The following is an 11,509-nucleotide window of genomic DNA, read 5'->3' as shown; positions in this document are numbered from 1 at the left end:
ACCAAGAACAAAGTAGAGCCGTACACCTGGTTGAAAACAGTGCTTGCAACCATCAATGATCACCCCATCAATCGCATCGAAGAACTGCTACCCACAAACAAGAAACTTTTTACCCCGACGCAAAGCTAAGGGGAAGGTAAATACAAAACAATTGGGGGTTGACAGTATGCTTACATCGAATGAAATCTTTCGGGGCATCACCTGTAATCGTGTAATCATCTACAATGAAATAATAGTTTTTTCTCAGAGTTTTAATAGAACGACCAAATTTCGGATTGTATCCTGATCTATAAATTATGTTTACATGGTCCAGGTATTTCATGTCCTAGTATGCTACCTAATGAGCATGTATGCAAATATTTGTGATTCTCCTGTGGAAGTTGATTGTGGTTTGTCAATAGGAAGGGAGATAACATCGTCTGCCAAACTCCTAGCTTAAACCAGTGCCAAAAAGTTATTTCTTTTCCTCCAAAAGCTTTTGCAGCATTGCCACCTTCTCCCGCTCGCTTTTCAGCAATTCTTCATGCAATTTTTCAATTTTATCAATGGCCTCTGCCCACTTTTCTATAGGGTTAAAGTTGCAATGATAGTACTGAACGTTTTGTAATCCATAATCTGTCTTCATTATCCACATTGACACCGTAATCGGCATTAAGCTTAAGTCCTTTAACCGGGCGATACTCGGCTGAAAACTGGGCATTTTGACGATAAAAAGTATCGGTCAAATCGCCGCCATCCCTTGAGAAAGCAATGGGGTTAGAGAATCCTCCGATATTAAGTACATTTCCTCCGGGGGTTAAAGGCAAATGATTCGACCATACGACATTGGCCTGTAATTGTGCCGTTTCATAATGGGTGGGCTCTTCGATTTTCTGTTTTTCTGCCGACAGATTAGTCGTTAAAGTTAAATTGTCAAGCACATCAAACGAATACTTTACCCTGGCAAAATGCCTGGTGTTTTCATTCTTGCCATACCTTGGCCGCAATGTCCCTGGTTGGTCGATGATCCCTACTGACACGAAATAATTGGACCTTTCAGTATTACCGGAAACACTTAAATTGTGTGTCTGCATATACCGATCGCCACCATATAATTCGTCAATCCAGTCGACATAGTTGGTCGATATGAAAGGCACATCTGAAAATGGTCCGGGAATAATCTGGCCATCGTTAACCCGGATGGAACCATCGTCAAACTGGGGTATCAAATACTGATAGGGTCTGAACCCGGAACCGGCTGCTTCAAAAGCAGCATCATTAAAACGGGCAAAATCTTCTATATTGGCATAGCGCGGGTGATCTTTTGATAATCTGTTTATGGACAGGTTACCGGAATATTTTAATGTCGGTTTATTACTTTTTCCTTGCTTTGTAGTCACCAAAATAACACCACCGGCAGCCCTGGCCCCATAGATAGCCGCCTGGGCATCTTTCAATACGGTAATCGACTCGATATCCTGGGGATTTATTTGGTATAAAGCATCGGCCGTCTGTTCGGGTTGCACGATGCCATCAATAACTACCAGCACCCCCGGATTGGAGCGAGAAGTGACGCCTCTGATCTGAACAGCGTTTCCCTCCCTTCCAACGCGACCCCCACCACTTCTTGTGATAACCAGCCCTGGTACTGCCCCTTGCAAAGATTGCAAAACATTGGTTTGTGGCCGGCTTTCAAATTGCTCACTATCCAATTTAAAAACAGCGCCTGCCACAGTCTTTTGAGATTGTTCTCCGTAACCTACTACAACAATTTCAGAAAGGGTCTCAATATCAGGCATTAAAGTCACATCGATCACTGCTCTTTCACCAATAACCACTTCTTCGGTGAGATAGCCTACATAAGAAAATACCAATGTCGTTGCCTCTTCAGGGACATCGATTTTATAATCTCCATTGGTATCTGTAATGGTGCCGATAGTTTGTCCCTTAATCAGCACATTTACCCCTGGTAATGGTTCACCGTCATTGGAAATAACCCTTCCCGAGACCGGCCGCTCTTCTACCACCAGTTTTTGCTGCTTCGATGGTTTCATTTGTCACGGCACCACGTCTACGGTGATAATATTATTGATGCGCTTAAATTTGACCCCGGCTTGCCGGGCAATTGCAAATAAGGTTTCTCTCATGCTGCGGGAAGCGTAATTCAAATTAATTTTCTTGTCAGGCAGATCCGTTTCAAAATAAGAAAACTTGAATGCTGTTTTTGACTCCAGTTCTTCAAAGACCTCAAACAAACGGGTCTTCTCAAAGCCAATCATTATATCAATGTCGTCCAGCGTCTTGACTTTCTGGGCCACGCCGCTATGAGCGAACAATATACTCATGAAGAGGCACTGCAGAAAAACGCCATAAACACAAATCTTTAGACTCCTGGCGACCAGTGGTAATAATTTATTCATATCTTTATGATGTTTAGTGGAATGATAATTTCATTATGCTTGGTCCCTAAAATTCTGAATTGTCACACGGCTAAATATGAATGATTCAGATTTTAGGGCCTTTTGTTTTCATGTAATTATGGGTCATTTAAGAACTGTCCAATTGCATATTTTGTTTGTTTAATGTTTGAAATCAATAGTTATGTTTTCGCCTTCTATATGGTAAGTAAATTTTTGTGAATAGCTTATGGCCTCCAGAATATTCTTGAGTGTTTCATTTTGAAATGTCCCAGAAAAACGAATGTCTTCCCGGTTTTGATTAAGGACTTTAAACTCGACACCATACCATTTTTCAAGTTTGTCTATTATTTCTTCAAAATCAGCTTTTTTGAAATTCAGTATACCATCTTTCCAGGCCGTTACCACTTCTCTGTCAAATCTTTCTTTTTTTAGTGCTTGCCCATCTTTGTAAATCACCTGTTCACCTGGCGTTAAGAAAGTTTCGGCGGTTTTTTTATATTGATCCTCATCATCAAATGCTTCTACCTTCACCTTTCCTTCTACCAAAGAAATGCTAATTTGTGCATCTTCAGGGAAGGCTTCAATGTTAAACGAGGTACCAATAACGGTAGTGGCAATCTTATTGGTAATCACAATAAATGGCTTCTCAGGATCTTTTTGTACCTCGAAAAAAGCTTCCCCTGACAGATAAACCAGCCGTTTTTCCCCTTTAAATGCGCTCGGAAATTCGAGATGGCTGGTTGCATTTAATGAAACTTTAGTACCATCGGACAGTGTAATTATACTTTTTATTCCAGGTGGATTTTCGCGTTTGATATATTGTGTTTGCCCCGAAGTACCGGCCACTTTTTCAGGCCGGTTGAGTTGGTATAGCCCGAAAGACAAGCCTACTATTATTGTCACAGATGCCGCTGCCCGGAAGTATTTCGATCCTCTTTTATTAGTCTTGGAAGGATCATTCTTAATAAGGTGGTAGGATAAAGCTGATGGTGAAGCCCCGGATTTTCCCTCTTCAACCCGCTCTTCCAAAATATGGTCGACAATGCTGTCTTCCTCCATGACTTTTGTTACGGCTCCCCACATTTCCTGATTTTTACAATCAGGAAAACTGACCTGATCTGTTTCCACAGAAAGTACAATTTCCCTGGCCTCCACTATTAATTTCCTTTTATGGGGGTGATCGCTTATCCACCGCTCCCAGAAAGCCGCCGGTTCACCATCAGCGCCTAACACCCATTCACGGAAAGATCTATCTAAAACGAAATCTTCTACCTGGTACTTTTCATAGTGCATGATCTAACTATACTTTGTAGTTGTAAGTCATTTGTTACCATATAAATAGTGTGGCAATCCGAACATAAAAGAGTCTGGAATGTTGATTTTGTAGCCCTCCCGGAAAAATTATTTTCAGAAAAAAAGTAAACTTCGTGTCAATACATAGGCTAAAGGGATGAAAACCGGAGGTCAATGAATGAGATGAAGCGTCATTGGCGAGCTGTCTCTCCAAATGATATCTGGAAAATAAAAACTGTTACCGGTTTACATATGGATTGAAAATCGGATGCGAAAGTAAGAGATGAGATAAAAGAGGATTAATGGAAATCCACGCTAAAAATTTAAAAAAATTCTTGATCCTATTTGCATATAAAAGTAACATACTGGTACGTTTTACAGTAGCGCCGATGTTTCAACAGTGCACACTAAAAAAAGTATCGGTTAAGCGGTGACGCATGTTGGTAGGGTAAATATTCACTAAAATAAAACATAGCTCGGTCTAATTATTAAAAAATACTGTGGTAGTAATGATACAGCCACTGAATTCAAATAGGGTACAATGAGAGTAACAGGATTTTTTATATTATGCTTATGGGTAACAAATCTGACAAATGCCCAGCGGAAGTTTGTAGAAATTAAAGGGATAGTGAAGGATAAGGAAAACAAAACCCCGCTGCACGGAGCTGTGTGCTTTTTTAAGAATAATGAACATATCGGCCATGTAACTGATTCCAGCGGTCATTTTAAAATTAAATATCCCAAAGAATTCAGTGATGATTCTTTAATGATCTCCATGTTGGGATATAATAGACAAAATGTGTCAGTCCGGTCATTAAGTTCCACAGATACGCTTGTTTTTCTCCTTGAAAGGAATGCCATTGTATTGAAGGATGTATTAATACAAAATGAGAAATTTGATCTAAAACAATTGGTGCTGAAGGCCATTGAAAATATCCCAAAAAATTTCCCGGACAAACCTCATTTGCTGGAGGCATTTTACCGGAAGGTTTCCACACATAATCATCAATACACCCACCTGGAGGAAGCAGTGATTCGAATACAGGATTATAATTATAAAATACTTCCCAACGCCTCGAAAATAGAAGTGCTTGCCTACAGAGAAAGTAAGGATTGGGGCGATATAGACAGTATAACGGTGAAAATATTATCCAGGACAAGAGCAAGTGGATATAATAACTGGCAAACGGCATTCAACCCTCTCAGCAGATTGTATGAAAATAACAATATGAGGTTATTCAATCAAGAGGATACTCGCTTCCATCTTAAATCATTTAAAAAATATATGGACAGTTATTTAGCTGAAGTGGTCGATATATACACCGTAAATAACGATACTATTTTTCATATTGCCTTCAATGATAGCGCATTTCCTGCGCCTCCTTCCGGAAGAAGCTATTTAAAAATTAACATGACAGACCATGCCATCATTGAATTTCAAATTTCAAGTCAGAGAAATGGTCACATATTGTATCGGAAATTATTAAAATTTCAGAAAACTGAGGGCCGTTATTATCCGAAATGCCTAAAAGTAACCAAACCTCGTTTAATCAACAGAGATATTGAGGATGGTGAGTATGATATTGCTACCATTTGGTTTGACAGTGTTAAAATCAAGAATTTTGAAAAAGTAAAACCAAAACATGTCATTGACCGACTTGATAAGCAAGGACATAAAAAGCCAAATTACGATCCTGCATTTTGGCTGGATTTAAAAATGCTCGACAAATATCCCCTGGAACGGGGGGTACGTAAAAGTTTGGAATCATACCAGCCGTTAGAAGAACAATTTCAACTACATGAATAATTTTATAACCAGCCATTTTTATGGGCGCATCAGGAAAGGTATATCGATCACCATCACAGTTTTTGTTACCATACTATGGCTCAACGGATGCAGAAATAATCGTCAAATAGAAAGTGATAAATCCAATAAAAAGACCATTGTCATATTGTTTGATCCGGCTAGCATGGAAACTTTTTCCAGGCAATCTGCCAGCATCAAATACTTAGACGATAACCTGATCCCCTGTAATTATGCACTTAACCTATCGGCTGCCACAAAGGTGACCATTCAAACCCAGCGTGATTATTTAGATGTGGCTTACAAAGATAAAAGCCAGGTTACAGTACGTTTTTTAATGAAGAATGGAGATAGCCTGCTACTTAGTCTGAAGCAAAAAAAGCCAGTTTTCACCTTGTTAAATCATCGCGCATTACCCACCTACGATCTCAACTATCACCACCTAAAAAATGACTCGCTTTACAATGGCAAATTGCCAGGAATTGAAGATTATTATTACCTGCATAGGGAAATTAACAGCCCATATTCTCTCTTAGCCGGCGATAAGGAGATGATCGAAGCATTGGAAAAGTTGAAGGAAAAAGCTTATTTAAATCTCAAACAGGAAAATATATTCATTGATTCGCTTGTAGTTAAAGGTTTAATTTCCAAAGCACAGGGCGATTATTTCCAGTTGGAAAATTCATTTAATCTTGAAATCCTGGGTTTGTATCAACATGATGCCATCAATTTTTCTGATATTATGGCCGCAAAAAGGCTGCTTTCCGGCAAAACGTATCAGACAAGCGATGGCGGGATCAATCTGTTGCATTATACTTTCTACGATGATTTGCTCGATCTTTATTATCGGTATTTCTTATTACCCAAGATTGGAAAAAAGGTAAATACGGCACTCTATGACACCATTAGAGCTATCGACTATGTGGAAGAAAATGTCAAAAAATCCCTGTTATTGAAGTATTCGGACAATCTGCTGCCCACACTGTCGGTTGAGGATAAAGAAAACTATCTTCATTTCTTTAGCAACGAGCCAGGCAATCAAACATGGACAGATTATTTGGTTAATAAACATAGGGCAGTAAATATTTTTTCAGATGAATTAGAATTGACAGATGAAAATAACCATTCTTTTACGGCAGAATTACTCCGTTTCGATAATAAAGGAAAATTGATGTATGTCGATATTTGGGCCGCCTGGTGTTTGCCATGTATCAAAGAAATACCCAATTCCGTGGCCCTTGCTAATGAGTACCGACATGAGGCGGTGGCCTTTGTCTATTTATCCCTCGATCAAGATGTCAATCATTGGATAAGTGCAGAAAAAGAGTATTTTCATGAAGAAAGGTAACAAAGTTACTTTATAGATAGTTTGAATCAGGTATCGATTAGAGAGGTATTTGGGATAAAATCTATCCCTCGTTATTTATTATATGACAAGCAAGGACAGTTGATTCACAATAATGCCCCGCGGCCAGGTTCGATGGAAATAAGAAAATTAATGGATCAATACCTTAAGGAATAATGCAACTATATTTATGCGCTATCGTGTCTCAAAATAAGATTCTCAGCTTTTGAAATGAGCTAATTACAAACAATTTTATGCGATGACCCACTGATCAAGCTGCCTTATCTTAGCAAATTGCCAGGATAATGGGATTGCATTTCCCTTATTCCCAAGTATTGATAACTGCTAAAAAGGATGCGTATACCCTTCATTGGATCTGGTAATGTTATCAGGCAATCCCTGATAGCCATTTTTGGGATAGGGTCGATGTTGCATGTTTACCACGACGAGTTGGTTTAACCTGATTGTTCCATATGGATATATATGCCAAAACTTTTCACACATACGCTCACTTGAGAACCACCAGTTCACCTCATCCGGATCTAACGAATAAGGCAATACTTCTTTGGCACAATCTTGTCGAATCGCCATGAAACAGTGGTCAATGTATTTTACCTCCTCCGATAAATTTTGCGAACAGTGATACCACTGGTGTTGGACGAAAGGGGCTACCCGTGGTACCTGGTTGGCAGCCAATAGTCGTTCGAAGGTTTCCAGGGAAAAGTAAAGTCTTAAGTCATCATCCAAAAAAATGTAGTAGTCATAATGCCCTTTTTCCATAGCCCTTTTCAGCAGTTCATTACGTCCTGAAGCCCAGGTAGAATTTGGGAAGTGAAAACTGTTATCGGTTTGTACAAATTCCTTTTGCCATTGTAATAATATTACATCTCGATTGGCTGGGATCTCATAAGGTATTTCAGGGCTATCAGATTGAATAAGGTATATACAGTTCATGATTTATAATATTTGTTATAAGTGACCTCAGTATATTTTATACCGTGATAATTTTATGGGTTTTTTATTTTTTGTGGGTTCCGGTAATCACCTTTAAAGGTCTGAACAAATCGTTACATCCACTCTGTAAAAAGAGAATGGATATTTTAACTTTGGGTTTAGGATTTGATTAACGGTAATAACTTCCTTATGGCCTGATGCATATCTTCGATTGATTTACTCGAATAACCGCTTTTAACGAATCTTACTTTGCCGTACGGATCAATAATAATATGGGTAGGAAAGTTATGGATTCCGAGCTGTTTGATGGAAAATGAACTTGAATTAGGTATAATATTATAATTAAACTTCTTTTTTTCGAGAAAATGCTCAAGAACAAACCGGTTGTCATTCGCAAATGCCAAAAAAATGACACCATCATCCTTGAAGGTGTTGGCTAATTTATTAAGTTCCGGAATTTCTTTGATACAGGGCTTGCAGCCCACAAACCAAAAATTCAATACAATAACCTTGTTATCGAACATATCGCTTTCCCAGATTTTATTATTGATATCGGAAAAGTGTATGTCAGGAAAATCCATATTTATACTGATCTTTCCTATCCGGGTTTCGTTTCCTGCAATATTACTTTCATTCATTTTTAAAGTTTCCAAATCCAAAACCCGGCCAGTCTTAGCTGATTTAAGCGGGGTTTTTGTTTTGCCATTTCTCATTACTATCCTGATGATTGTGGAATCATATACTGTGGTGTCAATCTCAAATTCTATTCCCCTTCTAACATCCTCATGCCCACCGGAATATTTTTTATTCGCTATATAGGCTTCGACGCCATTCAAATTTAACAGCCCATCATCCATTAGTTTTAAGGATGAATCACCGGCATAGTATTTTACATTTAAATGCTCGAGAACAAGGTCATTTTTTAGCTCAGAAAGATTATGATAGAATGAGGAATACAGTTTGCCATTGTTCAATTTAACCATTAAATAATAGGCATATTGCTGAGTTGTTTGACTTAAACATACATTAGTTATCATAAATGTGGCTAAAAATAATGGGGCTTTTTTCATGCTGATTCTGTTGATATAATAAATTAATTTAGCTTTCATTTTCTTGATTCAATTGGCACTTACCTGTCCGTCGGATAAACTATTCCGGTAATTTTCAGATGACAGGTTTCATGAAGCATGAGCCACTTTTTTTCAAAGAAAAGCAGCTCATATGTATTTGGTAGAAACAAATTAATAGAATAAGCATAACAGTTATTGCAGCGCGGTAACGCAGGTATCTGTTCCTTGTCCACCACTGCAGTCATAATAAAGCCAACCTTCATGAGTCATAATGAAGTCACAGGTCCCGGCCCCTGATTGCGTACTTCCCCCGTGCTCCTCCGGAGTACAGGTTCTCAGTCCTCCCGAACCCCCTTTAAAAGTTATAAGCTCATTTTGGCTCAACATTTTTCCGGGCATTAGTTTCAGTTTACCAAGTTTCTTTAATTTTCTCATTTCCATATTAATTCTATTTGACACCTACTCTATTCGGTTTTCGGCTTTCCCGGATGTATCCTTGACACGCATAAAAGGATCATCAACATGAAGTTAGACAGTGCGGGTATATTATTTTTATACCGGAATAATTTCTTTGAATTTTTCAAACTTTTTGTTGATATTACTTAACGCTTTTAATCATAAATTAATTGAGTCCAATAGCACTTTTTCGCATGCGAATAGTGTCAATATAGGACTTTGAGTAATCTTGTTCCTTAAAGTAAATACCGGCGCCATAAAGTGTTTTCTTTCCCAAAACATCGTAAATCCTATCGATTGTGGTGGCATAGACCTGTGCTGTTATGATGGTGTCTCTTCTAAATGCTAATTCCAGATAGGGAAGAACGATTTTGTTGAAATCAGTGTTTTGGCTGTAGATGATGGTCATCCAAATACTCATTGCTGCTGCTTCGCTCATTTTTCGAGTATCTGGCCATCCGATTTTTTCAAACATTGCCAAAACTATTCTTTGATTAGCTTTATCGTATTCACGAGCTTTTTTCCAAAATTGCCCGCCCAATCTTTCATACTCAGGAAACAAATGAATGCTATCGCGGTAGACCTGGTCCCTATACAGGAGTTTTTCTAATTCCAGTTCCAACATCGATACGGTGCCTGAGCTGATATTTTGTATTGCCTGTGTCACTATTTCTTCTGTCGAATCACAATGATCGTCATCATTCCTTTCGGAAAGAGACGAGGGATTCCATAATTCGTAAAATGGATTATAGCTGGTATCGGGCAAAATTCGATCTGATTTTGCCCCCATTGGCTTTTTATCATCATAATTTCGTATTCTAATGATCAGTACAAAAAAGATTAATTTCGATACCATAACAATAGTGGACTTAAAAAGCATAACTTTTCCTGATTAAGCACCCATAAACACTGGCTCATTAAAATATGTTAAACATTTCAGATACCGTCTTATCACCGATGTCTTCGTACTATGAGGCCAATTTAAACAGTCCGGGGATATTTTTTTTACTACTGAGACGATTTTACCTGATTTTTTTAACTTTTTTGTCGGAATCAATGATTTTTATCATCAGGCATCTTTTTTTGGAATTGAATTTCAATTTGAAGAGAGGCCTGTAATTGTATAATGGTACCGGCTTCCGTGTGCTAATTATTAATTAATGTTCGCAGCGGATTGATAAATCTGTATATCAGGCGCGTTTCCTCGGTAATGATATCGGCTGTGCCGTCCATTTGTTGTATGAATTTCAGGGTTTCTTTATAGGTAGATTTCATGCCTTCCTCGAGTTCAATCTCTGCCAGATAACCTTCCTGCTCAGGCACCAATGATATAGTATTTACCCGGCCGGTCAGGATCCCGTATTCCATATAAGGAAATCCGGAAAGTTTGATATTCACCTTTTGTCCGGTCTCCACCTTTCCAAGACCTGAAGAAGGAACAAAGGCCCTGGCGATGATAATGGTCTCTGCATCAGGAACAATAGTAGCCAGCCGCTCGCCCGCGTTAATGACCTGATTTTCGCTCCAATAGTTGGTCAAGGTAATTTTGCCTTCTATCGGAGAGGTCAGCACATAATTTTCAAACCAATCATTGATTTGTGACTGGAGTGTTACTAACATCTCATCCAATTCGCTTTGATACCTCTTTAAATCATTCTCCCGTGTTAATCTCAATTCCAAAAGACTTTCCTTTAGCTGTAATAATGATACCTCTGCATTACCGACAGATGCCTCAAAAGAAAACATAGAAGATTTTTGACCAAGGTATGTTTGTAAAGAACGGTCATACTCCATCTTAATAATTCCATATCCTCCCTTGAAAAAAGCCATGGAATCCTCAGAAAAGATCCTTTGAGCCACCTCAAACTCCCGATGTTTCAACACCCATTGTTTTTGGATCAGGTCATATTGTTTTTCCTGGTTTAAGATCCTTTCCTCCAAAAGTATTGTCTTTTTCCCGACCAGGTTCTGTTGCAGATAGTGGTTTAGATTATCGTATCCCTTCTGAAAATTCACAAACGTATTTTGTAGTTTCCCCAATCTAAGTTCATTAGGAAAGCTTACAGTCTTAACTTCTTCAGTCCAATTTCCAGTGAGGCTTCCGAGCAAATTATTAAGGAGTTGCATGTGCGTATAATCAGCAGCGCTTTCAAGCAGAGCCACTACGGTTCCGGGGTGTACATGCTCT

General features: G+C 38.6%; 11 protein-coding genes. 3 read left to right on the top strand and 8 right to left on the bottom strand.

The window, feature by feature from the left end:
- Nucleotides 1-129: transposase domain-containing protein (locus AC04NP_RS29710; RefSeq protein ID WP_482863739.1), on the top strand; the 129-nt coding region annotated here is incomplete at its 5' end.
- A gap of 443 nt (nucleotides 130-572) precedes the next feature.
- Here the strand turns inward: AC04NP_RS29710 and AC04NP_RS29705 are convergent.
- From AC04NP_RS29705 to AC04NP_RS29695, 3 genes are all read right to left on the bottom strand, one after another.
- A complete protein-coding gene (locus AC04NP_RS29705; protein WP_482863738.1) occupies nucleotides 573-2,033 on the bottom strand; it encodes a SusC/RagA family TonB-linked outer membrane protein in 1,461 nt (486 codons plus the stop codon).
- 3 nt (nucleotides 2,034-2,036) lie between these two features.
- On the bottom strand, nucleotides 2,037-2,399 hold the full coding sequence (locus AC04NP_RS29700) for a hypothetical protein (protein WP_482863737.1): 363 nt from the start codon (nucleotides 2,397-2,399) through the stop codon (nucleotides 2,037-2,039).
- A 159-nt stretch (nucleotides 2,400-2,558) separates the two neighbouring features.
- Nucleotides 2,559-3,692, bottom strand: coding sequence for a FecR family protein (locus tag AC04NP_RS29695; protein WP_482863736.1), 1,134 nt, complete (start codon nucleotides 3,690-3,692; stop codon nucleotides 2,559-2,561).
- Between the two features lie 541 nt (nucleotides 3,693-4,233).
- Here AC04NP_RS29695 and AC04NP_RS29690 point away from each other — a divergent pair.
- Together AC04NP_RS29690 and AC04NP_RS29685 are read left to right on the top strand one after the other, a co-directional pair.
- Entirely contained in the window at nucleotides 4,234-5,499 is a 1,266-nt protein-coding gene (locus AC04NP_RS29690; RefSeq protein ID WP_482863735.1) for a carboxypeptidase-like regulatory domain-containing protein, read from the top strand.
- Nucleotides 5,492-6,844 (top strand): TlpA family protein disulfide reductase, encoded by a 1,353-nt coding sequence (locus AC04NP_RS29685; protein ID WP_482863734.1) that lies wholly within the window; start codon nucleotides 5,492-5,494, stop codon nucleotides 6,842-6,844. The genes AC04NP_RS29690 and AC04NP_RS29685 overlap by 8 nt, the downstream gene beginning before the upstream one ends.
- A 342-nt stretch (nucleotides 6,845-7,186) precedes the next feature.
- On the opposite strand, the gene AC04NP_RS29680 is transcribed toward AC04NP_RS29685, so the two are convergent.
- From AC04NP_RS29680 to AC04NP_RS29660, 5 genes are all read right to left on the bottom strand, one after another.
- Nucleotides 7,187-7,795: a hypothetical protein gene (locus AC04NP_RS29680; protein ID WP_482863733.1), complete on the bottom strand. Its 609-nt coding sequence runs from the start codon at nucleotides 7,793-7,795 to the stop codon at nucleotides 7,187-7,189.
- Nucleotides 7,796-7,953: 158 nt separating this feature from the next.
- Nucleotides 7,954-8,904, bottom strand: coding sequence for a TlpA family protein disulfide reductase (locus AC04NP_RS29675; protein WP_482863732.1), 951 nt, complete (start codon nucleotides 8,902-8,904; stop codon nucleotides 7,954-7,956).
- 153 nt (nucleotides 8,905-9,057) lie between these two features.
- Nucleotides 9,058-9,300: a hypothetical protein gene (locus AC04NP_RS29670; RefSeq protein ID WP_482863731.1), complete on the bottom strand. Its 243-nt coding sequence runs from the start codon at nucleotides 9,298-9,300 to the stop codon at nucleotides 9,058-9,060.
- 187 nt (nucleotides 9,301-9,487) lie between these two features.
- Complete coding sequence (locus tag AC04NP_RS29665; RefSeq protein ID WP_482863730.1) at nucleotides 9,488-10,177, bottom strand: hypothetical protein; 690 nt, start codon at nucleotides 10,175-10,177, stop codon at nucleotides 9,488-9,490.
- A 290-nt stretch (nucleotides 10,178-10,467) separates the two neighbouring features.
- On the bottom strand, nucleotides 10,468-11,509 hold a 1,042-nt coding region (locus AC04NP_RS29660; protein ID WP_482863729.1), incomplete at its 5' end, for a beta-barrel domain-containing protein.

This window comes from Agaribacillus sp. DX54, assembly GCF_056858335.1.
This window is presented reverse-complemented; position numbering and strand designations above follow the sequence as displayed.

Coding starts and splice junctions, on each gene's coding strand:
- AC04NP_RS29680 (WP_482863733.1), bottom strand. CDS start 7,795: ATGAACTGTATATACCTTATTCAATCTGATAGCCCTGAAATACCTTAT.
- AC04NP_RS29670 (WP_482863731.1), bottom strand. CDS start 9,300: ATGAGAAAATTAAAGAAACTTGGTAAACTGAAACTAATGCCCGGAAAA.
- AC04NP_RS29705 (WP_482863738.1), bottom strand. CDS start 2,033: ATGAAACCATCGAAGCAGCAAAAACTGGTGGTAGAAGAGCGGCCGGTC.
- AC04NP_RS29685 (WP_482863734.1), top strand. CDS start 5,492: ATGAATAATTTTATAACCAGCCATTTTTATGGGCGCATCAGGAAAGGT.
- AC04NP_RS29675 (WP_482863732.1), bottom strand. CDS start 8,904: ATGAAAGCTAAATTAATTTATTATATCAACAGAATCAGCATGAAAAAA.
- AC04NP_RS29690 (WP_482863735.1), top strand. CDS start 4,234: ATGAGAGTAACAGGATTTTTTATATTATGCTTATGGGTAACAAATCTG.
- AC04NP_RS29695 (WP_482863736.1), bottom strand. CDS start 3,692: ATGCACTATGAAAAGTACCAGGTAGAAGATTTCGTTTTAGATAGATCT.
- AC04NP_RS29665 (WP_482863730.1), bottom strand. CDS start 10,177: ATGGTATCGAAATTAATCTTTTTTGTACTGATCATTAGAATACGAAAT.
- AC04NP_RS29700 (WP_482863737.1), bottom strand. CDS start 2,399: ATGAATAAATTATTACCACTGGTCGCCAGGAGTCTAAAGATTTGTGTT.